Raw genomic sequence first — 22,528 nt, forward strand, 5'->3', positions numbered from 1 at the left:
CGCCTTCCTCGTCGTCCACTGAGAAGGAGAATTAGATTCTCGCATACGAGTATCGTGTACGAATGGTTGATTCTCCAATAGGGAGAAGCTAGTTTCCACATCATGGATCAATTCCTGGCCTTCACGGTGGTGGGCCTGAGCACCGCCGCGATCTACGCCGTGATCGGCAGCGGTCTGGTGCTCACCCACACCACCGCGGGCGTCTTCAACTTCGCCCACGGCGCAGCCGGCATGCTCGCGGCCTTCTCCTACTGGCAGCTCGCCATCGGCTGGGGATGGCCCGTACCGCTCGCCCTCGCCACCGTGCTGCTCGTGCTCGCACCCGCCTTCGGTCTGTTCGTGGAACGCGTGCTGATGCGCCCGGTCCAGAACCTCGGCGAGGCCGAACGCCTCGTCATGACGCTGGCTCTGCTCACCGGGTGCATCGCGCTCGCCCGCTGGGTCTGGAACCCCAACGCCGCCCGGCCGCTGACCCCGTTCTTCTCGGACCGCTCCGCGATCCGCCTCGGCCCGGCCGCCCTCACCTGGCATCAGGCCGTCACCATGGCCGTCGCGGTCGCCGTCGCCGCAACCCTGTGGCTGCTGCTGCACCGCACCAGGACCGGCACGGAGATGCGTGCCTCGGTCGACGACCGCGCCCTCGCCGGGCTGACCGGCGCCGACCCGGTGCGGGCCGGCCGCCTCGCCTGGATCCTCGGCATCCAGCTCGCCGCCGTCGGCGGCATCCTCATCGCACCCGCCGTCGCACTCGACGCCCAGCAGCTCTCCCTGCTCATCGTCAGCGCCTACACCGCCGCCGTCTTCGGACGACTGCGCAGTCTGCCGCTCACCTTCCTGGGAGCGGCCGTCGTGGGTCTGCTGGAGGCTTACCTCGCCGGCTACCTGCCGCAGAACGACTACCTGCCCGGCCTGCGCCTCGCCTCGCCTGCCCTGCTGCTTCTCCTGGCGTTGCTCGTCTTCCCGCACCGCAAGCTGCGCGGCCGCGACCGCCGACCGGTGCGCGTACCACTGCCCGGCGCACGCGGCAGCCTCGTCCTCGCCGGCAGCATCCTGCTCCTCGCCTCGGTCCTGGTCACTGTGCTGACCGACGATGCGGTGATCTCCTACGGCACGATCTTCTCCCTGGGTCTCATCGCCCTGTCCTACGTGCCACTGGCGGGGTTCACCGGACAGATCTCGCTGTGCCAGTTGTCCATCGCCGGGATCGGCGCGGTGGTGTGGGGCCACCTGGGCGCGCGGGGTGAACTCTGGGCGCTGCCCGTGGCCGTGCTGATCGCGGCGGTCGTCGGGGTGGCCGTGGCCCTGCCCGCGCTGCGCCTGTCCGGCGTGTATCTGGCACTCGGAACCGTCGCCTTCGCCGTGATCCTCGACCGCTGGATCTTCACCCTGCCGGCGGTCGACGTGTTCGGTGTGCGCATCGCCCTGTTCGATCAGGGCTCGGTACCGGTCACGGGACCCGACCTGTTCGGCTGGCATCTCACCTCACCGGCCCAACTGCTTCTTCTCGCCGCCGTGTTCCTGGCATTGGGGTCGCTCGCCGTGTCCGCGCTGCGCCGGGGCCGCTTCGGCCGCAGGCTGATCGCCCTGCGGGACAGCGAGGCCGCGTTCGTCACGCTCGGCGGGCGTCTGCTCAGGGCCAAGGCCGCGGTCTTCGCCTTCTCGGCCGGCCTCGCGGGTCTCGGCGGCGCCCTCTACGGCATGCAGATGCAGACCGTCACCGCCGAGCAGTTCAATCTCGTCGTCGGCCTGCCGCTCTTCCTCATCGCGGTCATCGGAGGGCTGGGGGCCGTCGGAACGGGCCTGTTCGCCGGGATCGCCTTCGTGGTCCCGGCCCAGCTGTTCGCGGACCTCGGTTCCTGGGCGCACGATGTGTCCGCGCTGCTCATCGCGCTGGCCGGCATGGGCCTCGCCCACAGTCCCGCCGGCGTCGTCCCGCGGATGCACGGCGAATGGGCGAGGCTCGCCCGTGACCGTACGCTCCTGCCCCTCCTGCTCGGGGTGCTCGGCCTGTGCTGGCTGCTCACCGCCACCGGCACGGTCGGGGGCGGCCTGCTGCTCGTCGTGGCGGTCCTCGCCGCGGTGGCGCTCAGGGCCCGCGCGTCCATCAGCAGCGACCCGGACCAGGACGTACCGGTGGAGTGGTGGGGCGTCCGCCGCCCCTGGAAGCCCGAGGACGGGGAGGTGCTGAGCCGTGCCACTGCTACAGGCTGAGGAGGTGAGCGTCTCCTTCGGAGGCCGCCACGCCCTGGACACCGTGTCCCTGGCAGCGGAAGCCGGGCGAGTCACCGGGCTCATCGGCCCCAACGGAGCAGGTAAGAGCACCCTGTTCGATGTCGTCTCCGGACTGCGCCGGCCGATGACCGGCCGCGTGCTGCTCGACGGACACGACGTCACGCGCGAGGGCCCGGCCCGCCGGGCCCGCCGCGGGCTGTGCCGTACCTTCCAGCACTTGGAGCTGTTCGGACGCCTCACCGTACGCGACAACCTCCTCGTCGCCGCGGAACTCGGCCCCGGGCGACGGCACGCGGCCCGTGCCGCGGACCGGGTGCTGAGCCGCCTGGATCTGACGGACCAGGCCGAAGTGCTCGCCGACGCCCTGCCCACCGGCGCCGCCCGGCTCGTCGAGGTCGCCCGCGCGCTCGTCCTGGAGCCGAAGGTGCTGCTCCTCGACGAACCCGCCGCAGGACAGGACGCGCAGGAGACCGGCCGCTTCGCCGGTCTGCTCCGCTCCCTCGCCGACGAGGGCACCGCCGTGCTCCTGGTGGAACACGACATGAGCCTGGTGATGACCGTCTGCGACGTCGTCCACGTCCTCGATCTCGGCAGTGTCGTCGCCAGCGGGCCGCCCGACCGGATCCGCCATGACGCGACCGTGCTCGCCGCCTACCTGGGGGAGGAATGAGCATGGCCGGCACCGGGGGGCCACTTCTCGAACTGAGCGGCGTGTGCGCCGCGTACGACCGGATCACTGTCCTGCACGGGGTGGACCTCACGGTCGAAGCCGGCCAGGTCGTTGCCCTGCTGGGCCCCAACGGAGCGGGCAAGAGCACGACTCTGAAGGTCGCCGCGGGGGTGCACCCGCCCAGCGGCGGCCGGTTCCTCCTCGGCGGCCGGGACGTCACCGGTGCCCGCGCCGGGGAACTGGCCCGGGCCGGCGTCTGCCTCATTCCCGAGGGGCGCGGAGTCTTCCCGAACCTCTCGGTACGGGACAACCTCTGGATGATGACCTTCACCGGGCGCACCCGGGAGGAGATCGAGGACGCCGCCTACTCCCGATTCCCCGTCCTCGGCGACCGGCGCACACAGGCCGCCGGAACCCTCTCCGGCGGAGAGCAGCAGATGCTCGCCCTCGCCCGCGGACTCACCACCGATCCCGCCGTCCTGCTGCTCGACGAGCTTTCCATGGGCCTGGCCCCGCTGGTCGTGGTGGAGCTGTACGAGCGGGTCGCACAGCTCGCCCGGGAGGGGGTCGCGGTCCTGGTCGTCGAGCAGTTCGCCGCCGCCGTCCTGAAGATCGCCGACCATGCCGCCGTCCTCGCCCGCGGCCGGGTTCCTTGGCAGGGACATCCCGACAGTTCCCTGCACGCCGAACTCTCCTCCTACTACCTGGGGAGCGCCCCATGACCTCCAGCCCAGCCCCGGAGTCACGCGCGGAACGCTTCGTGCGCGAACTCGCCGAGTTGAAGATCCCGGATCCCGCCACCGCGCGCGCCGCCCTGTGGCTCCGCCTCGGCGGTCTTCTGATGGCCGCGGGACTCGTGCTCGGCGCCCTCGCCTTCCCCCTCGCCCACGGCACCGACAACGCACTGGCCCAGGGCGACGCCTTCGCCGTCGGTATCGGCGGGATCACCGCCGCGGTGGTGGGCGCGGCGCTCTTCCTGCGCTACTCACTCACCGGCTTCCTGCGTTTCTGGCTCGCCCGCCAGTCCTACGACCTCGACCGACTGGGGGCACGGCTCACCGCCCCCTCCCTCGCGACCCCGCTACCGGAAGGAGATCAGCCCGATGGCGTCCCTCTCACCGATCCCGCACCCCGGTGATCAGCTCGCATCGGCCACCGACAGCACCCGGGTGATCGTCATCCGGGCCCCCCGGCAGCCGGCCGGACCGATCGAGTGCGGCGGGGCCCCGATGATCGCCGCCACCGAGGCCCCGGTTCCGCAACCGGCCGACGGCGAGGCGGGCACCCTCATCGGAAAGCGGTACGTCGACGCCGCCGAGAGCCTCGAACTGCTCTGCACCGCGTCCGGCTCCGGCCGCCTCGCCTACGCGGGAGAGCCGCTGACCATCAAGGCTCCCAAAGCGCTTCCCGCCTCCGACTGATCCGTACGCAACCTCCGAGGAGGATCCTCATGGACCGCGACGACATGATCCTGATCAGCGTCGACGACCACATCATCGAGCCGCCCGACATCTTCGCGAACCACCTTCCCGACCGCTACAAGAAGGACGCCCCGCGTCTGGTGCATCGCGAGGACGGAACCGACGTCTGGCAGTTCCGGGACAACTCGGTCGGCAATGTCGCGCTCAACGCGGTCGCCGGGCGCCCCAAGGAGGAGTACGGCATGGAGCCCCAGGGTCTGAACGAGATCAGGCCCGGCTGCTACGACGCCGCCGAGCGGGTCGCCGACATGAACGCCGGCGGAGTGCTGGCCCAGATGAACTTCCCCTCCTTCCCCGGCTTCTCCGCCCGCCTGTTCGCCACCGAGGACTCCGACTTCTCGCTCGCGCTGGTGCGTGCCTACAACGACTGGCACATCGACGAGTGGTGCGGCGCCCAACCCGGACGGTTCATTCCGATGGCGCTCCCGGCGATCTGGGACGCGGAGTTGTGCGCTCAGGAGATCCGCCGCGTCGCCGAGAAGGGATGCCACTCGCTCACCTTCCCGGAGAACCCGGTCCCGCTCGGCTACCCCAGCTTCCACACGGAGTACTGGGACCCGGTATGGCGGGCCCTGACCGACTGCGGCACGGTGATGAACCTGCACATCGGATCGTCCGGGCGCCTCGCCATCACGGCTCCCGACGCCCCGCCGGACGTCATGATCACCCTTCAGCCGATCAACCTGGTCCAGGCGGCGGCCGACCTGATCTGGTCCCGCGTCCTCAAGGAGTACCCCCACATCAAGATCGCGCTGTCGGAGGGGGGCACGGGCTGGATCCCGTACTTCCTGGACCGGATCGACCGCACCTTCGAGATGCACGCCACCTGGACCCTCCAGGACTTCGGCGGGAAACTGCCGTCCGAGGTCTTCCGCGAGCACTTTCTCACCTGCTTCATCTCCGACCCCGTCGGTGTGAAGCTGCGCCACGACATCGGCGTCGACAACATCTGCTGGGAGGCGGACTACCCGCACAGCGACTCCATGTGGCCCCACGCCCCGGAGGAGCTGCACGAGGTGTTCACGGCGAACCGTGTGCCAGACGCCGAGATCGACAAGATGACCCACGAGAACGCGATGCGCTGGTACTCCTTCGACCCCTTCGCACACGTGCCGCGCGAACAGGCCACGGTGGGTGCGCTCCGCCGGGCGGCCGAGGGGCACGACGTGTCCGTGCGGCCCCGCAGCAAGCAGGCGGCCGTCGCGCCGGAGGAGAAGCTGGCCAACTACCGGAGGAAGGCCGAGGCGGCACTGGCGATGTCGCGGGACTGAGCCACGATCGCCGAACCGGTCCGGAGGGAAGACTCCGGGCCGGTCTCGTCGTACGGCGCGATGACCCGCCGCAGGCGCCGGCCTGTGCCTGGCCCCGGCCAGGGGCCAGCTGCTCAGAGGGCCTCTGCCGGGAGCAGCGGGTCTGACCGGGCGCCGGCCCCTCCCGCTCCGGCGCCCTCCCCCCGCGGAACGGGGCGGCGGAGATTTCCCGCGCCGGTGTCCTGCTCGATCCAGCTGTATCCACTTCGATGACGAGTGTCACTGCGAGGATCGGCGGACCTGAACCACTCCGCGGTCCGTCACCCGGGCCGTCGGGAAGCGAGAGATGAGCAGCAGAGGCGCACCTGCCGGCCGCTCCGTCGGGACACGAGAGGCCGTCATGGCCGCAGCGGAGCGTCTCCACGCCGGATCGGGCCCGGCGGTCGTGTCAGACCACCAGGTCGGCGAAGCCGCCAGGCAGGGCGATGTCGCAGCGGTGAGCCATCACTTCGGCACGAAGGAGGACCTGGTGGGTGCGATCGTGCGCCGGCACTCGGACGGGACCGAGCAGGTACGCGATCGCATGCTGGAAGGGATCGGCGACAGCCGGGAACTGAGGGACTGGGGCGCATGCCTCGTGCGGCCCGCTACCGAGCAGGTGCGCTCACCCGCCGTGCCCTCCTGGTACGCCCGCTTCACCGCCCAGGTGATGACCGGCCCGGTGCTGCGGACGATCGTCGCCGACGAGGCCCTCGTCCGTGCCCCGGTGTGCCGGACCATGGCAGGCATGGCAGGGTGCCTTTTGGCTCTTTTGGCGGAGACCCGCGTGACGCGCGGTGTGATGGCCCTCCACCTGCTCACACACACGTGGGCCGAACCTGAGCGGGCACTCGCGCAGGACGCTCGCGTGCGACAGCCGGCCTGGCAGGAGCTTGAGACGGACCTGACCGACGCCGTCACCGGTCTGCTCAGTGCTCCCGTCACTCCAGGCCCGTGGAGCAGGAGGTGCACATGAAGATCGCCCGGGGTGGAGCCCGGCGCCACCGCACCGTACAGCTGGACCGGGCAGAGTGAGCTCGCCCGGCAGCGTCCTGGTGGTGGGTGCCTCGATCGCCGGTCTCAGTACCGCACAGGCGCTGCGCCACAAGGGGTATCGAGGCACGTTGACCGTACTGGGCGCGGAACGGCACCCCCCTTACGACCGGTCGTCCTTGTCCAAGCAGGTTCTCACGGGAGCTTGGTCACCCACGCGGAGCCAGTTGCCGCCTCCGGCACCGGGAGGTTCGGTGTCCGCGACTGTGCTCCTCGGCGACGCCGCCCTCTCGCTGAACGTCCGGACGCGTGTCGTACGTACCGCCTCCGGGCGCGAGCTCCAGGCCGACGCAGTCGTCATCGCCACCGGAGCACGCGCCCGGACCCTGCTCGGACAGACCGGCCTGGCCGGGGTGCACACACTGCGCTCCATGGACGACGCCCTTGCGTTGCGGTCCGTACTCCACCTGTCGGAACGGGTCGTGGTCATCGGTGACGGAGTGCTCGGTGCCGAGATCGCCGCAGCGGCACGCACCAGGGGAGTGCGCGTCACCCTGATCGGTGAACAACCGGCGCCCCTGGCCGACAGGTTGGGTGTGATGGCCGCGCCGTTGCTCGCTGCCCTCCATCACGAGAACGGTGTGGAACTTCGACCCGGTACGGCGGTGGACTGCCTCGCCAGCTACCGGGGCAGAGTGACGGGTGTATGCCTGAGAGGCGGCGAGATCCTGCCGGCCGACCTGGTCGTCGTCGCTGTCGGTGCCGTACCGATGACCGAGTGGCTCATCCGTAGTGGTCTGGTCCTGGACGGCGGTGTGGTGTGCGACGCGCGGTGTGCGGCAGCGGAGAACGTCTACGCTGCCGGCGACGTGGCTCGTTGGTACCACGAAGGAGTGGGAGGGCTGCTGCGGCTGGAGAACCGCACCAACGCCGTGGACCAAGCGGCGGTCGTCGCCGGGAACCTTCTCGGCGGGAACCGGTCGTACGCCCCCGTCCCCTACTTCTGGACCCGGCAGTTCGACGCCCGCGTCCAGATCCACGGTTTCTCCGCACCGGACGCCGAGGCCACCGTGGTGGAGGGTTCCCCCGAGCAGCGGCGGTTCGTCGCCGTGTACCGCCGGCAGGGGAGGACGATCGGCGTGCTGGGCTGGAACATGCCGAAGCAGGCACACCTGCACGCCCGGGCAATGGTCAGCGCCTCTGCCGCTCACCATGCGCGCGACGAGCCGGCCACCGCGCGCGATGACGGGTGACGACAGCTCGCGGCCCCCCTCGCACCCCGCACGTGGCGGAGACACACGAGGCGCTCATGGCAGCCGCTGAACGACTGGCCGCCGGCCGGGGGTTGGCCTCCGTCACCTATCGGCGTGTCAGCGAGGCCGCCGGTCAGGGAAACGACACCGCGGTCAGCTGTCACTTCGGTGGCAGGGCAGGGCTGCTGGGCGGAAACCGCAGATGTTCTCACGGATGCGGTCACGGGTCCGTTTCCCGCACCGGTGACCGTCGCCGTCAGTACCGGCAGTCCGCATCCCGGCGAGCCGGCGGCCCGGTGGTCCCTCGATGCGCGGTGATGTGCGAGGCACGGTGGTGTAGCCCCCTACACCATCGCGGGGTGCTGTGCTCTCCTGCCTCTCCTCATCCGACTGCCTAATGTGGGCGACATGTGGAAAGCGATGGTGCAGGCCAAGCGGGCAACAGTACAATTGTGCAGGTCGGTGGCGATGGTCTTCGCCATGTGCCTGTTCGTCTGCGTGCTCCTGATCACGGCCTTGGGCACACTGGCCGTGGTCGGCGCCTGGCTGCTTCCGGAAACGCTGCTCCTGGTCCGCCGCATCGCCGGTGCGAAAAGGTTCCTGGTGGCCACGTGGACCGGCCGCGAGGTTCCGCAGGCTTACCAGCCGGTCACCGGCCGTCTGCGACAACGTCTTCGCATCGTGCTGCGTGATCCCGGCACCCGGTCCGACCTGCGGTGGATGGCTGCCTTCTACGTGTACGGCTGGATCGGCCTGCTGGCCGTTCCGCTGTGGCCGCTCGGCCTGGTCGTGGACGGCGTGTGGAGTGGCCTCCTGCGGCGGCAGCCGGTCGTTCTGCCACTGATCAGCCGCCTGGCGGACCTGGAAGCCGATTGGTCGGCCGCTCTGCTCAAGCCCTCCCCGCAGGCTCTGCTGGCCGCCAGGGTCGACGAACTGACTGCTACCAGGGCGGGCGCCATCGCCGCGCACGAAGCCGAACTGCGCCGAATCGAGCGCGACCTGCACGACGGAGCACAGGCACACCTGGTATCGCTGTCCATGCGCATCGGGCTCGCCCGGCGTGCTTACGATCACCGGCCCGAGACCGCTCGCCGGCTCCTGGACGAGGCACAGGAACAGGCGGAGGAGGCACTCGCGGAGCTACGGCATGTGGTGCGTGGCATCCATCCCCCCATCCTTTCCGATCGCGGCCTGGTCGGGGCGGTGCGCGCGCTGGCAGCCAGCAGCGGCCTCGACGTGGTCGTGAACGTCGTCGGGCTCGCCGACGACGGGCCCAGGGCACCGGCGGCGGTGGAGGCAGCGGCGTACTTCGCCGTCGCTGAGGCGTTGACCAACGCGGCGAAGCACAGCGGCTCCGTACGTGCCTCCGTCCGCCTCGAACGTCTGCGCAACGCCGTGCGGGTCGTGGTGAGGGACGAAGGCGCAGGTGGCGCGGACGAGGCCGGCGGCACCGGGATGATCGGCATCCGTCGCCGGGTCGCGGCTCTGGACGGTACGGTTACGGTGACCAGTCCTGAAGGAGGACCGACTGCCGTGACCGTGGAACTGCCTTGCGTGTGGTGATCGCAGAAGACAACGCGCTGCTGCGTGAGGGCCTGGTCCTGTTGCTCACATCGGCCGGACACGAAGTCGCGGCCGTCGTCGGGACCGGGCCGGAGACCCTCCCGGCCCTGCTGGAGCAGCGTCCGGACGTGGCCGTACTCGATGTGCGCATGCCTCCCGGATTCCGGGACGAAGGGCTGCGCGCGGCGCTCGCCGCGCGTGAGCAGATCCCGGGCCTTCCGGTTCTGGTTCTCTCGCAGTACGTCGAGGAGTCGTACGCCGCCGAACTGCTGAGCGGGGGCAGCAGCGGGATCGGGTACCTGCTCAAGGACCGCGTGGGCCGGGTGGACGAGTTCCTCGACGCGCTGGAGCGGGTGGCGGCCGGTGGTACGGCTCTGGACCCCGAAGTGGTCACCGAGCTCCTCACCCGTCGCCGGGACTCCCCTCTGGACTCGCTGACCCCGCGTGAGCGCGAGGTGCTCAAGCTGATGGCGGAGGGGCACGGCAACACCGCCATCGCCGAGGCGCTGGTCGTGACGGAACGCTCGGTGAGCAAGCACATCGGCAACGTTTTCCTGAAGCTCGGTCTGCCGCCCAGCGACAGCGGGCACCGCAGGGTGCTGGCCGTGCTGACGTACCTGAAGGACCCCAGAAAAGCCGTCTGACGCTGCGTCGGCAAGCGTCCGTCGCCTCCCGGGCCTCTCGTCGGAGCGTCGTCCAGGACGTCCGGTCCGCTCCCGGCAGGTCTGCCTCTCGCCCGGTGGTGTAGCCCGCTACACCACCGGTTCGGGAGATCACTCCCTCGTCGTGGCACGCGCCGGACGGGATCGTGGAGAGCAGAGGGCACACCCCCTCGCATCCGTCGAGCGGATGCGGGGCCGGCCCGTCCTTCCTGTTCTGTACCGCTGATGTGGAGGCGTTCTCCCCGCCATGGCAACTTTCCTGTACCAAGTCGGTCGTATGGCCTTTCGGTGGCGATGGCTCGTCACGCTCCTGTGGGTGGCCGTTCTGGCCGCCGCGGGCTTCGCCGCCGTCAAGGCTCCGGCCGCACCCGACGACGGGTTCGCCATGCCGGGCCTGGAGTCCCAGAAGGCGTTCGACCTGATGGACGAGCGTTTCCCGGGGTCGGGAGCCGAGGGCGCGAGTGCCCGGCTCGTCTTCATCGCGCCGGACGGGGAGAAGGTGACCGCCACACAGAACAAGGCGGTCATCGAGGAACTGGTCGGCGAGGCCGGTGACGGCTCCCAGGTCGTCCGCGCCGTCGACCCCTTCCAGGCGGACGCCGTCAGCGCGGACGGCTCCGTCGCGTACTCGACCGTCACCTTCGAGGTGGCGGCGGCGGACCTCACCGACGCGAGCAAGGAACAGCTGGAGACAGCAGTCGACCAGGCCAGGGACACCGGCCTGACGGTCGAGATCGGCGGTAACGCCCTGGCGACGCAGCCTGCGGCCGGCGGATCGGCCGAGGCGATGGGCATCGCGGTGGCCGCAGTGGTCCTCCTGATCACCTTCGGCTCCATGGCCGCGGCCGGACTTCCGCTGCTGACCGCGATCATCGGTGTCGGTGTCAGCATGACCGGCATCATCGCTCTGGGCAGCACCTTCGGCCTCTCCCTGACCACCGGCACGCTCGCCTCCATGCTCGGACTGGCATGCGGCATCGACTACGCCCTGTTCGTCGTCTCCCGCTACCGCGAGGAGCGCGCCAAGGGGCATGCCCCGGACGAGGCCGTCGCACTCGCCGTCGGCACCGCCGGATCCGCCGTGGTCTTCGCCGGCCTGACCGTGGTCATCGCTCTCGCCGGCCTGTCGGTGGTGGACATCCCGATGCTCACGAAGATGGGCCTCAGTGCCGCCGGTGCCGTCGTCATCGCGGTCCTGATCTGTCTCACACTGGTGCCGGCCCTGCTGGGCTTCTGGCCGAAGGCCGTACTCGCCCGCCGTGTCCGCAAGGGGACCAAGCGCGGCCGCCCGGACGCCGGACACGATCGAGGCCGGTCGACCGAGAACGCCGGCAGCCGCTGGGCCCGCCTTGTGGTGCGCCGCCCGCTGCCCGTGCTCCTGCTGGGTGTGGTCGGCCTGGGCGCGGTCGCCCTACCGGCGACCGGCCTGCAGCTGGGCATGCCCGGTGACGAGTCCAAGCCCACCTCCACGACCGAGCGCCGCGCTTACGACGCCCTGGCCGACGGTTTCGGGCCCGGCTTCAACGGCCCGCTGACCGTCGTGGTGGACACCAGGAACAGCGACGACCCCGAGGCCGCCGTGAGCACGATCTCCAAGGAGATCGGTGCCACCGACGGAATCGTGTCCGTCTCCCCGGCCCAGTTCAACCAGGCCCGCGACGCGGCCGTCATCACCGCCACCCCGTCCACCAGCCCCACCGATGCGGCCACGATCGACCTCGTGAAGACCATCCGCGGCGAGCGCCCGGCCGTGGAGCAGCAGGCGAGCGCCACCTATGAGATCACCGGCAGCACCGCCGCGAACATCGACTTCGCGCAGAAGTTCCAGTCGGCGCTGGTGCCTTACCTGATCGTCGTGGTGGGCCTGGCCATCGTGCTCCTGCTGCTGGTCTTCCGCTCCATCCTCGTGCCTCTCAAGGCGGCACTGGGGTACCTGCTCTCCGTGCTGGCTGCCCTGGGCGCGGTGGTCATGGTGTTCCAGCACGGACACGGCGCCGAGCTGCTCGGTGTCGAGCAGACCGGTCCGATCATGAGCATGATGCCGATCTTCCTGGTGGGCATCGTCTTCGGCCTCGCCATGGACTACGAGGTCTTCCTGGTCTCCCGTATCCGCGAGGCGTACGTCCACGGTGAGCGGCCGGGCCAGGCCATCGTCTCCGGCTTCCGCTCGAGCTCACGCGTGGTCGTCGCCGCCGCGCTGATCATGATCGCGGTGTTCTCCGGCTTCATCGGTTCAGCCGAATCCATGATCAAGGTGATCGGTTTCGGCCTGGCAGTCGCCGTCCTCTTCGACGCCTTCGTGGTCCGGATGGCCATCGTGCCCGCCGTCCTCGCCCTCCTGGGCGACCGCGCATGGCGCCTGCCGCGCTGGCTCGACCGGTTCCTGCCCAACGTCGACATCGAAGGTGAGGCGCTCACCCGCAAGCACACCACCCCGGACGCACCAGCCGGCCAGCGCGAGAGCGTGCCCGCATACCGCGGGTAGAACACGCCATGACCTCGGTGGGTGGCCTTCCACACGCCCACCGGCGAACCGGGGCCGCTCCAGCGGCAGCGGCCCCATGACTCGCCTCGCCCGTGGGGACGGGGCGGCGAGTCCCAGGCCCGGTGGCCCGAGCGCATTTCCGCCCGGGCCACCGGGCCCGCGCATTCCCACGTCTCCGGAGATGTCGGGCCGGCCCGGTCCTGTGCCGCTCCGGGCGGCCCGCTCCCGCCGGGTGCGGTGGGGCCGGTGTATTCCGCTACACCACAGGCCGGGGGGCGTGCTGTCTCGTCCTGACCGCCTGCCCGAAGAGATCGTGAAGACCTGGCAACTCGCTTCCACGGCCAGCAGACGCGCGTGACCCCGGCGGGGGATTCCTCGTCCCTGGCCGGGCAGAGCCGTAGGCGGGCGTGGGGGCAGGCCGTACGTTCCGATTGGAGAGCTCGTCATGAACACCCCGGTTGCTGTGGCCCTCGCGCTCGCCTCCGTCGTCGCTTACGCGGTCGCGGCCGCGATGCAGCACCGCGTGGCCGGGAAGAGCACCGCCACGGGCGGCCTGCGGGCGGTGCTGACGGACGCCGCCTGGTGGGTGTCCACCGTCACCAACGCCCTGGGCGCTCTCCTGCACGTCGCAGCTCTCGCCTTCGGACCGCTGAGTCTGGTGCAGTGCCTCGGTGCGCTCACCGTCGTCCTCGCCGTCCCGATCGGCGCCCACGCGGCCGGCAGGCGCGTCACCCGCGCCGAATGGAAGGCCCTCTGCCTGACCGCAACCGGTTTCACCCTGCTCATCCCGCTCACCTTCACCACCGGGTCGGGCGGCTTTCTCACCGCCTCCGGCGCTCTCGGCGTTGCGGCAACCGCCTTTCTCGCTGTCCCCCTCGCACTGTCCGTCCGGCACCCCGCCCTCCGGGCACCGGCGTTCGCCGCCGCTTCCGGAGTCGTCTCCGGCAGCGGTTCGGCCCTCACCCAGACCGTGCTGAACGCGGACCGTCTGATCTCCTGGCAGACGGCCTCGGTGGCGCTGCCGACGATCGGCCTGGCCATGGCCGGTCTGCTGCTGTCCCAGGCCGCGTACACGGGCGGTCTCGGAACGCCCCTGGCGATCCTCACCCTCGTCAACCCGTTCACGGCGACGCTCATCGGTGTGGCGCTCCTCGGCGAACGGGTACCGGGAGGTCCTTGGGGGGCCGCTCTGGCCCTCACGGGCGCCGTGCTGACCGCACGCGGGGTCTTCCTGCTCACGCGGTACAGCTCTGCCGCCGTCAAACCCTGTGACGTCGTGGCAGTGCCTTCACGAGCAGCGTCCGACAGCGACCGTCCGGCTCGTGCCGCGGTCGTTTCCGCGTGAGCCCGCCCCTCCCCAGGTCTCCGCGAAGGCGGGGGTGCCGCGCTGCGTACGGACTTCAGGGCTCCGGGCGTTACCCGATCTTGACGACGTACACCTTGTGAACGGCCCCAGGCTTCCTATTGGCTACTGACGCGCGTCAGTACTCCGCTTCCACCATGTGGGCGGCAGCCTCATCGAGCCGCCCTGCCCGGCCGACCAGCACCGAGCGCCCGCCTCCCGAGGAGACCGAGAGACCATGGTCATGTCCGTCACACCAGCCATCGCGGGATTCCACCCCGACCCTTCGGTCTGCCGCGTCGGTGACACCTACTACCTCGCCAACAGCAGCTTCGAGTACGTACCGGGCGTCCCGGTCCACCGCAGCACCGATCTGCTCACCTGGACCCACATCGGCAACGTACTGACCCGTCCGAGTCAGCTCGCGCCGCACACCGGCTACGCCGGCTCGGGCATCTACGCGCCGACGCTCCGCCACCACGACGGCAGGTTCTGGCTGGTGACGACGAACATTCACGAGGTACGCCGGGGGCACCTGATCGTGTCGTCCGAGAACCCGGAAGGGCCGTGGACGGATCCGGTGCACGTGGCAGGAACCATCGGCATCGATCCCGACCTGGCCTGGGACGAGGCAGGGGTATGCCACCTCACCTGGGCTTCCTTCCTCCCCGGCCTGCACGGCATCGCGAGCGTGCCGATCGATCCCATGACGGGCGGCATGCTGGCAGAGCCCCGCCTGCTGTGGAACGGCACCGGTCTCGCGGCGCCGGAAGGCCCCCACCTCTACCGTGTGGGGAAGTGGTGGTACCTCCTGCTGGCGGAAGGCGGCACCGAGCGGGGCCACGCCGTCACCGTCGCCCGCGCCCGGACCCTCGACGGGCCTTTCGAGGCGGCTCCCCACAACCCGGTCCTCACGCACCGCAGCACGGACCACCCGGTGCAGAACACCGGGCACGGCGACCTCGTCGAACTGGCCGACGGCTCATGGGCCCTGGTCTATCTGGGCGTGCGGCCCCGTGGAGCGACGCCCAAGTTCCATGTCAACGGGCGCGAGACATTCGTCGCCGGTGTGGACTGGGTGGACGGCTGGCCGGTCGTGGACGAGGAGCGGTTCGCGGTCGAGCCGCAGGAGCACAGCTTCACCGACAGGTTCGAGGGGCCTGAACTGGATCCACGCTGGGTCGCTCCCGGCACGAACCCCGCCGCCTTCACCCGCCGTGAGGGCCGAGGCCGCCTCATCCTCGAAAGGCAGGTGCAACAGGAGGCGCCCGTGCTCCTCCTGACACGCGCCCGGGACACCCGGTGGACGGCACAGGTACGGATGGACACCTCCGCCGGCACCGGCCGTTTCCTGCTCCGGATCGACAGCTGCCACTGGTACGGACTGACCGCCGACGCGGACAGCGTGGAGGCGACGGTCTCGATCGGCCCCGCCGTCAGTTCGGTCGCACGGATACCCCGCCCCGTCGGGAAGCCGGTCATCCTGCGCATCACCGTCCGTGACTCCGATCGCCCCGGGGTGTTCGGTACACCCGCCGAACCCGATCTCGTGGAACTCGCCGTGGTGGACGACGACGGGGCCTGCAGTGTCCTGGGCACCTTCGACGGGCGCTACCTCTCCACGGAGGTGGCTGGGGGATTCACCGGCCGGATGCTCGGTGTCGAGCTGGTGGACGGCCGGATCGTGCTCGAAGAGGTGGCCTACTCCGCACATCTGGGGTGACACGGCCGTCGGCCGAGCGAACGGCGCGTGCCCCGTCGGACAAGGACGACGGGCGTGAGGACCCGGTCTTCAGGGCATCGGCGTGCGGCGGCGGACCCGCGCGGAACGGGAGGCCTCTTCGCGGCCCCAGCGATCCTGACGAGGCGTCTGCACCTGTGTCGGCTGGCTGGGCGGGCCCGCAGAGCGTTCGAGGTGGTGTGTGCCGGTCGCCGGACCGGTGTGGCCGCCGAAGCCGGCTGTCCGGCTCGTTCCGGTCGTCGAACGGCCGGCTGATGCGCGTCAGTGGCGCGCGTCAGTGGCGAACAGCAGTGGTGTCGCCCCAGCAAGACACCGGCTGGTAACGAGTACGTGACAGAGATCGACGGGTGGGCAGCGGACACTCTTCCGAGATTGTGCGCGGAGCCTGCGCCAGTTCGCCGGTGCGGCAGACTCAGGTGGAGGACCGCTGCACCAGCCGCAGGCTGGCGGTGGGCGAAGGGGAGCGCGGACGCCCTCCACCGAGGCCGGCCACCACCGCCTCGGCCCGGTGACGCCCCGCCTCCTGCAGATCGAAGTACACCGTGGACAAGGCGGGCACGGCGAAGCGCGCCATCGGAATGTCGTCGGCTCCGACGACGGCCAGGTCCGCGGGAGCCCGCAGACCGATGTGGTGCATCGCCGCGAGCAAGGCGATGGCGTACTCGTCGTTGAAGGCGCAGACCGCTGTGACCGAGGCCTCGCTCCAGCGTCCCAGCGGCCGCACGAGGTCCTCGATCTCCATGTCGGAGGCCAGGGCCAAGGGGGGAGCCACGCCCGCGTCCGCGCAGGCACCGGCCGCACCCTGCAACCTCTCCTCAGCCATGTCCTGGAACTTGGTCTGCGCCGGCAGGAGGTAGCCGATCCGGCGGTGGCCGCGGGAGATCACATGCTCCGCCTGCAGCCGCCCCAACGGAGCCGTCGAAGGCAGCAGGCCCCTGTTGTGGGGAGAGATGACGGTGACTCCGAGCCGCTGCATGGCCTGGACGACGTCGTCGTCGAACGCCTCGAAGCCGAGCACCGACGACGCGCCCACGGCGGCGCACACGTCGGGAAGGCTCCGGGACTGTCCCGCCATCAGGTGGGTGACCAGGGTGAGGCCGTGTTCGGCGAGAGAGGAGGCCAGCTCCTCCACGAGGCGGCTGATGCTGGGGCCGATCGGCAGGTCGGGAATGGACAGCAGGACGAGGTCGCTCCTGCCCGCCGCGAGCGCACGGGCGGAGGAGTTCGCCCGGTACTGGAGGCGCTCGGCGGCCTCCATGACGCGCCGACGGGTCTCCTCGGGGATCACCTCCCCGGGCCGGTTGTTGAGCACGTAACTCACAGTGGTGCGTGAGACACCCGCCGCTCCGGCGACGTCGGCGCTGGTGCTCCGTTTCCGAGGGTGCGTCATCGTCTCCAGCCCGTCCCAGCCGTCGGTATGACGCGGTCCGGCCCGCGGCAGCCCTGTTCGCCGCACGTCGCGACAGCGTGCCGATGATACGTTCCACGCACCGTCGTGGGACGGGCTGGTGCGAGCGACGGCCTTTTCCGGTGTCGAGGCTTTTCCCGCTCTCCCACCGGGGCCACCGGCAGGGACGATCCGCGCACCGGGCGACCGTCCTTCACCGCTCAGGTCTCGTGCCGTGCCGGTCCACACCTCCCGTGCCCTTCGAGATGATCCAGTCGCCGATGAGTGCGGTGCCCGTGGCGAAGTGCGGGCGGTGCGGTCGGTCCAGGAACCCGTGCGGGGCCTCCCGGACGACATGGTGAGTGACGACGGTGCCGGAGGCCGAGAGCTCTCCGGCGAACGCTTCGCCGGAGGCCCGGAGGGTGTCACGGTCCGCATCGACCATCAGGGAGGGCGGCAGCGGTGGCAGCCGGTGGCCGCCGGGGAAGGCGAACGGGAGCGCCATCGCCTCGGCGGACCCCGCGTAGTTGTGGTTCATTCGCCGTACGGTGTCCGGACGGAACTGGACGAGCCCGTGACGGCCGCGCACCCGGCCGCGCATCTCCTCGGGGATCGGCGGAAGTTCGGCGTGGAAGGTGCCGTACGCCAGCACGAGACCTGCGGGCGGCGCATCCTCCTCGGCGTGCATGCGCAGCGCGGCGGCCGCGGCGAGGCAGGCCCCGGCGCTCGCCCCGCCGAGCAGGACCGGACCCCGCTCGCGTGACACGGCGCCGAAGGCATCCACGACGTCGTCGAGCGGCACAGGAAAACGCACGCCCGGAAGCCGGCCGGGACCAGGGTCGCGCCATGGGTTCCACCGCGGCACTCGGCGGTAGTCGACCGCGACGACCTCGATCCCCTGCCGGACCAGGGCGGCGCCCACGGCATGGGACTCGAGCTGGTCAAGACCGCCGTGCGAGAACGCGCCGCCGTGCAACCAGACCAGAGTGCCCACCGGCAGGCCGTCGGGGCGGTAGCGCCTGACCGGGATGCCGCCGTGGCGGCCCGGCACGGAGTCGTCGGCATGGTCGATGCCGTCGAGCAGCGCGGCCATCACCCGTGCGGTCCTGCCCCTCATGACCGCGGGCCTTCGCCGGGCCCGGACGCGGCGGCGGACTTGCCGAACAAGGCGCGCAGATCCCGCTCCAGGTCGGCGGCGGTGTCGGGCACGCGTGCTGCCATGGCCGCGAGCGGCATCTCGTCGATGTGGTCACCGGCTGCCTTGATGGGGACACCGGGGAAGTAGGTCTGGAGCACATCGAGGACGGCCGACCACAGGTCGGCATCACGTCGGATGTCGCGGATGGGCGTTTCCATGGTGATCTCGGGACGGACGCTGGTACCCGAGGCGTGGTAGCGCCATGCATGGCCGCCGGCACCGACGTGCTCGACGAGCTGCTCCGGGTGCAGGGGCAGCTCGACGGTCGCGGTCGCGCCTTCGGGCACCGTGACGTCGACCAGCATGTCCTCGCCTTCGAAGCGCCAGGAGACCTCGGCACGGCCGAGGACGGTGTCGTGTGCCGCCCGTGCCGAGGTGAGGCCGCCTCCCGGCCGGGGGGCGACGCGGAAGCGACGCCAGCCGGGTTCCACGCGCTCGAGCCCTCCCACGACGCGGTGCAGCCAGTCGGCCACGGCTCCGAGGGCGTAGTGGTTGAGCGAGGTCATGCCGGTGGAGTTGAGTGTGCCGTCCGGCAGCACGGAGTCCCACCGCTCCCAGATGGTGGTCGCTCCCATCGTCACCGGATAGAGGAATGACGGGGCCTTCTCCTGGAGGAGCAGATCGTAGGCCTCGGCGAGATGACCGGTCACCGTCAACGCGTCCGTGATCAGCGGTGTGCCGGCGAAGCCCGTGGCGATCGTGAAGTCCGCCTTGCGTACCAGCGTGGCGAGCCGGTCGCCGGCGGTCGCGAGCTGGTCCTCGTCGAGGAGGCCGAACATGACGGCCAGGGCGTACGCGGTGGCGGACTCGTTCACGACCCGGCCGGCGGGCGACACGTACTCCCTGCGGAACGCCGCACGCACCCGCTCGGCGAGCCGGGTGAAGTACTCGGCGTCCGCGGACTCGCCGAGGATCTCGGCGGCCTGTGCGAGCTCGCGTGTCGTCCTGCAGAGGTAGGCGGAGGCGACCAGATGGGCGTCGGTCTTCCCGCCGGCCGGGTTGTCGGACGGCGCGTCCGGGTCGAGCCAGTCCCCGTACTGGAAACCGCTGCTCCACAGTCCGTGCTCGTCGAGCATGGGTTCCACCGCGCGCATGAAGGCGGTCATGGAGGCGTACGAGGCACGCAGCAGGGCGGGATCGCCGTACTCCTGGTACAGCTGCCAGGGCAGGCTGATGGCGACGTCGCCCCACAGTGCGGTGGGCGTGGACCCGGTCCGCAGGACGTCGGGGACGACCATCGGCACGTTCCCCGTCTCCGCCTGCTCGGCCGCCAGGTCACGCAGCCAGGACTCCAGGACGCCCCGCACGTCGTAGAGATACGTGGCGGTGGGGGCGAAGGCGTTGAGATCGCCCGTCCAGCCGAGGCGCTCGTCACGCTGCGGGCAGTCGGTGGGGACACCGACGAAGTTGTCCCGCATCGACCAGACGGTGTTCTCGTGCAGCTTGTTCACCAGCGGGTGGGACGTCTCGAACCAGCCGGTGCGCGTCATGTCGCTGTGGACGACGACGGCACACACCGCCTCGGCGTCGAAGTCGCCGGGCCAGCCGTCGATCTCGGCGTAGCGAAAACCGTGGAAGGTGAAGCGCGGCTCCCAGGTCTCCTCGCCTTCACCGGACAGCGTGTACCGGTCGGTGGCGGCGGCGGTGCGGTTGGTCTCGGTCTCCAGCTCCCCTTCGGGCGTCAGGATCTCGGCATGCCGCAGCGTGACGGTGTCCCCCGCCCGGCCCTGGACCCTCAGACGCACCCAGCCCGAGATGTTCTGTCCGAAGTCGACGATCGTGCGCCCGGAGGGACTGGTGAGCACGGCCTTCGGTGACAGCTCCTCGATGCGCCGGATCGGCGGCGCCACCGGTGCCCGCAGCGTCTCGAGGTTCCATTCGAAGGGCGCCGCACGGTCCCAGCCGGAGTCGTCGAACCCGGGGCGGCTCCAGCCCTCCGGCTCCAGGCGGGCGTCGTGGGTCTCGCCCGCGTAGATGCCGTTGGCGCGCACGGATCCGGTGCCCACGCGGAAGGACCCGTCAGTACCGACGATCTCCACACGGCCGTCGTCGAAGTGCAGCTCCAGCTGTGCGAACAGGGCAGGCCGGTCGCTGTAGTTGTGGCGCCGGTTCTCCCAGGTGAGCGGTCCCACCGCCCAGCCCTCACCGACGACGGCCCCGAGGGCGTTCGCTCCCGTCGTCAGCAGGTCGGTCACGTCGTGCGCCGAAACCGTGAGGTGGTGACGGTAACTGGTCCAGCCGGGCGCGAGTACTTCGTCACCGACCCGGACACCGTTGACGTACGGCTCGACGATGCCCAGACCGGTGACGTGCAGCATGGCCCGACGAAGGCCGTCGGCCAGCTCGAGGTCCCGGCGGAAGTACGGTGCCGGATCGCCCTCGGAGGACGGAGCGGCGGCGCTGATGAATGAGGCCTGCCACGGGTGCGGCATGGTTGTTTCTCCCTGTGGATGCGTGAAGGCCGGTATGGAGGCCGGCCGGTCAGCGCGCGTCGTCACGACGGGCCGGGACGGTGAGCGTGCGGCTGTCCGCGATCCGCGCACTGCTGGTGCCGACGAGGACGGTGACGTCGCCCTCCTCGATGCCGCGGGTGCCATCGGCCATGGTGTAGAACAGCCGGCTCACCGGGGCTTCGAGCACCGTCTCGGCACTGCCGCCCGCCCGCACGGTGACGCGGGCGAAGGCGATCAGCCGGCGTACCGGCCGTACGACCGACGCGTGCTCGTCACGGGCGTAGACCTGGACGACCGTGGAGCCGTCCCGGTCGCTCCTGTTGGTGGTGCGCGTGCGCACGGTGAAGGTGGAACCGTCGTCCGAGAGCGTGACGCCGTCGAGGTGGACCTGCAGATCGGCGTAGCCCAGACCGTGTCCGAACGGGTAGAGCGGACCGTCGTCCAGGTCGTTGTAACCGGGGCGGCGGCCGGTCGGATGGGCGTATCCGCTGCCGTACGGGTGGCCGTGGAACAGCGGCAGCTGTCCGGTGTCCCGGGGGAACGTCATCGGCAGGCGGCCACCGGGTTCCACGGCCCCGGCGAGGACGTCCGTCACCGCCGCCGGGCCGTGTGCGCCGAGGAGCGGTGCGAGGAGCACCGCTGCGGACGCCTCGGCGATGTCGGGGACGATGAGAGGCCGCCCCGTGATGAGTACCGTCACCAGGGGGACACCGGCCTGCGCGAGCACCGACACCAGCTCGTGCTGGTTGCCCGGCAGCCGCAGCCTGGCCGAGGTCTGTCCCTCGCCGGCCGTGTGCTCGCCCGCCCAGCCGGTGCGCTCACCGACGACCGTGACGACCACGTCCGCGTCGCGCACCGCGGCGAGCACGGCGTCGGCGTCGATCGGGCCGGTCGCGTCGGGCGAGCCCGCGTCGACGAACGTCACCTCCAGACCCGGCACGGCCGACAGGGCGCCCAGAAGCGTCGGGGTGCCCGCGTGCTGCTCGCGGGTCATGGTCTCGAACCGGGGGCCGATCCCCGGGATACGCGTGTTGAACAGCTCGGTGAAGATGTACTTCTCGGGGTCGATCCCGGGGACCTGGCCCGAGCGGATCAGCTGCATCGCCAGCGGGACCTCGGCGTTGGCGACGTCGGTGTAGGCGCCGAAGTGGATGCGCAGATCGTCGGCGGGACCGCCGACGACGGCCACCTTGGTACCAGGGCGCAGGGGCAGCGTGCCGTCGTTCTGCAGGAGCGTCACGGCGTGTTCGGCGATCTCCCGTCCGACGGCGGTGGCCCTCGTGCGGTCGAGCGGCTCGGGCGAGCGCAGCCGCCGGCGCGGTACGTAGTCCGGCACCAGGCCCATGTCGCGCTTCACCTCCAGTACACGTCCCACGGCGGTGTCCACCGCCTCCTCGCTGACCAGGCCGGTCTCGACGGCCTCGCGCAGCTTCCGGAAACTCTCGTCCGCGGGGAGCTCCACGTCGAGGCCGGCCGAGAGGGCCTGAGCGGCGGCTTCCCGCTGGTCGCGTGCGGTGTGGTAGACCGAGTGCAGCATCGTGACGGCGTCGTAGTCGCTCACGACCAGTCCGGTGAAGCCCAGTTCGCCACGCAGCAGGTCGGTGAGCAGCCACCGGTCGGCCGCGGCCGGTACGCCGTCGATCTCGTTGTACGAGTTCATGACGATCGAGAGTCCGGCCTCGTCGATCGCGCGCCGGAACGGCACGGCGAACTCGTCGGTGAGCTGCCTGCGCCCGAGGCTCGTCCGCGCCTGGTTGAGGGCGCCGTCGGAACTGCCGT

The 22,528-nt window shown here is 70.7% G+C and carries 17 protein-coding genes; 13 read left to right on the forward strand and 4 right to left on the reverse strand.

Annotation, left to right across the window (positions count from 1 at the left end; genetic code table 11):
- The first annotated feature begins 102 nt into the window (after positions 1-102).
- The 13 genes from VN520_RS12295 (at position 103) to VN520_RS12355 (ending at position 15,693) form a co-directional block, all read left to right on the forward strand.
- Positions 103-2,211 carry an ABC transporter permease subunit gene (locus VN520_RS12295; RefSeq protein ID WP_325746922.1) on the forward strand — a complete coding sequence of 703 codons (2,109 nt, stop codon included), beginning with the start codon at positions 103-105 and terminating at the stop codon, positions 2,209-2,211.
- The gene (locus VN520_RS12300; protein ID WP_325746923.1) at positions 2,192-2,902 is read left to right on the forward strand and encodes an ABC transporter ATP-binding protein; all 711 of its coding nucleotides are present in this window, start codon (positions 2,192-2,194) and stop codon (positions 2,900-2,902) included. The genes VN520_RS12295 and VN520_RS12300 overlap by 20 nt, the downstream gene beginning before the upstream one ends.
- A gap of 2 nt (positions 2,903-2,904) precedes the next feature.
- Positions 2,905-3,624 carry an ABC transporter ATP-binding protein gene (locus VN520_RS12305; protein ID WP_325746924.1) on the forward strand — a complete coding sequence of 240 codons (720 nt, stop codon included), beginning with the start codon at positions 2,905-2,907 and terminating at the stop codon, positions 3,622-3,624.
- Positions 3,621-4,040: a hypothetical protein gene (locus VN520_RS12310; protein WP_325746925.1), complete on the forward strand. Its 420-nt coding sequence runs from the start codon at positions 3,621-3,623 to the stop codon at positions 4,038-4,040. Before VN520_RS12305 ends, VN520_RS12310 begins: the two co-directional genes overlap by 4 nt.
- Positions 4,006-4,323 (forward strand): hypothetical protein, encoded by a 318-nt coding sequence (locus tag VN520_RS12315; RefSeq protein WP_325746926.1) that lies wholly within the window; start codon positions 4,006-4,008, stop codon positions 4,321-4,323. Before VN520_RS12310 ends, VN520_RS12315 begins: the two co-directional genes overlap by 35 nt.
- A 29-nt stretch (positions 4,324-4,352) precedes the next feature.
- The gene (locus VN520_RS12320; RefSeq protein WP_325746927.1) at positions 4,353-5,654 is read left to right on the forward strand and encodes an amidohydrolase family protein; all 1,302 of its coding nucleotides are present in this window, start codon (positions 4,353-4,355) and stop codon (positions 5,652-5,654) included.
- A 325-nt stretch (positions 5,655-5,979) separates the two neighbouring features.
- Entirely contained in the window at positions 5,980-6,648 is a 669-nt protein-coding gene (locus VN520_RS12325; RefSeq protein WP_325746928.1) for a TetR family transcriptional regulator, read from the forward strand.
- A gap of 55 nt (positions 6,649-6,703) precedes the next feature.
- Entirely contained in the window at positions 6,704-7,918 is a 1,215-nt protein-coding gene (locus VN520_RS12330) for an NAD(P)/FAD-dependent oxidoreductase (RefSeq protein WP_325746929.1), read from the forward strand.
- Positions 7,919-8,326: 408 nt separating this feature from the next.
- Positions 8,327-9,481, forward strand: a complete 1,155-nt coding sequence (locus VN520_RS12335) for a sensor histidine kinase (RefSeq protein WP_325746930.1) — start codon at positions 8,327-8,329, stop codon at positions 9,479-9,481.
- The gene (locus tag VN520_RS12340) at positions 9,469-10,125 is read left to right on the forward strand and encodes a response regulator transcription factor (RefSeq protein WP_325746931.1); all 657 of its coding nucleotides are present in this window, start codon (positions 9,469-9,471) and stop codon (positions 10,123-10,125) included. The genes VN520_RS12335 and VN520_RS12340 overlap by 13 nt, the downstream gene beginning before the upstream one ends.
- A 265-nt stretch (positions 10,126-10,390) precedes the next feature.
- Positions 10,391-12,628 (forward strand): MMPL family transporter, encoded by a 2,238-nt coding sequence (locus tag VN520_RS12345; RefSeq protein WP_325746932.1) that lies wholly within the window; start codon positions 10,391-10,393, stop codon positions 12,626-12,628.
- A 445-nt stretch (positions 12,629-13,073) separates the two neighbouring features.
- Positions 13,074-13,973: a hypothetical protein gene (locus VN520_RS12350; protein ID WP_325746933.1), complete on the forward strand. Its 900-nt coding sequence runs from the start codon at positions 13,074-13,076 to the stop codon at positions 13,971-13,973.
- Between the two features lie 235 nt (positions 13,974-14,208).
- Complete coding sequence (locus tag VN520_RS12355; protein ID WP_325746934.1) at positions 14,209-15,693, forward strand: glycoside hydrolase family 43 protein; 1,485 nt, start codon at positions 14,209-14,211, stop codon at positions 15,691-15,693.
- 430 nt (positions 15,694-16,123) lie between these two features.
- Here VN520_RS12355 and VN520_RS12360 read toward each other — a convergent pair whose 3' ends face one another.
- The 4 genes from VN520_RS12360 to VN520_RS12375 form a co-directional block, all read right to left on the reverse strand.
- Entirely contained in the window at positions 16,124-17,101 is a 978-nt protein-coding gene (locus tag VN520_RS12360) for a LacI family DNA-binding transcriptional regulator (protein WP_325746935.1), read from the reverse strand.
- A gap of 211 nt (positions 17,102-17,312) precedes the next feature.
- The gene (locus tag VN520_RS12365) at positions 17,313-18,215 is read right to left on the reverse strand and encodes an alpha/beta hydrolase fold domain-containing protein (RefSeq protein WP_325746936.1); all 903 of its coding nucleotides are present in this window, start codon (positions 18,213-18,215) and stop codon (positions 17,313-17,315) included.
- A complete protein-coding gene (locus tag VN520_RS12370) occupies positions 18,212-20,728 on the reverse strand; it encodes a glycoside hydrolase family 78 protein (protein ID WP_325746937.1) in 2,517 nt (838 codons plus the stop codon). The genes VN520_RS12365 and VN520_RS12370 overlap by 4 nt, the downstream gene beginning before the upstream one ends.
- A gap of 49 nt (positions 20,729-20,777) precedes the next feature.
- A partial coding sequence (locus tag VN520_RS12375; RefSeq protein ID WP_325746938.1) for a glycoside hydrolase family 3 C-terminal domain-containing protein occupies positions 20,778-22,528 on the reverse strand: 1,751 nt, incomplete at its 5' end.

It is taken from the genome of Streptomyces sp. (assembly GCF_035563135.1).
Lineage (GTDB): Bacteria > Actinomycetota > Actinomycetes > Streptomycetales > Streptomycetaceae > Streptomyces.

Coding starts and splice junctions, on each gene's coding strand:
- VN520_RS12315 (WP_325746926.1), top strand. CDS start 4,006: ATGGCGTCCCTCTCACCGATCCCGCACCCCGGTGATCAGCTCGCATCG.
- VN520_RS12345 (WP_325746932.1), top strand. CDS start 10,391: ATGGCAACTTTCCTGTACCAAGTCGGTCGTATGGCCTTTCGGTGGCGA.
- VN520_RS12335 (WP_325746930.1), top strand. CDS start 8,327: ATGTGGAAAGCGATGGTGCAGGCCAAGCGGGCAACAGTACAATTGTGC.
- VN520_RS12370 (WP_325746937.1), bottom strand. CDS start 20,728: ATGCCGCACCCGTGGCAGGCCTCATTCATCAGCGCCGCCGCTCCGTCC.
- VN520_RS12365 (WP_325746936.1), bottom strand. CDS start 18,215: ATGAGGGGCAGGACCGCACGGGTGATGGCCGCGCTGCTCGACGGCATC.
- VN520_RS12295 (WP_325746922.1), top strand. CDS start 103: ATGGATCAATTCCTGGCCTTCACGGTGGTGGGCCTGAGCACCGCCGCG.
- VN520_RS12350 (WP_325746933.1), top strand. CDS start 13,074: ATGAACACCCCGGTTGCTGTGGCCCTCGCGCTCGCCTCCGTCGTCGCT.
- VN520_RS12310 (WP_325746925.1), top strand. CDS start 3,621: ATGACCTCCAGCCCAGCCCCGGAGTCACGCGCGGAACGCTTCGTGCGC.
- VN520_RS12320 (WP_325746927.1), top strand. CDS start 4,353: ATGGACCGCGACGACATGATCCTGATCAGCGTCGACGACCACATCATC.
- VN520_RS12355 (WP_325746934.1), top strand. CDS start 14,209: ATGGTCATGTCCGTCACACCAGCCATCGCGGGATTCCACCCCGACCCT.
- VN520_RS12305 (WP_325746924.1), top strand. CDS start 2,905: ATGGCCGGCACCGGGGGGCCACTTCTCGAACTGAGCGGCGTGTGCGCC.
- VN520_RS12360 (WP_325746935.1), bottom strand. CDS start 17,101: ATGACGCACCCTCGGAAACGGAGCACCAGCGCCGACGTCGCCGGAGCG.
- VN520_RS12325 (WP_325746928.1), top strand. CDS start 5,980: ATGAGCAGCAGAGGCGCACCTGCCGGCCGCTCCGTCGGGACACGAGAG.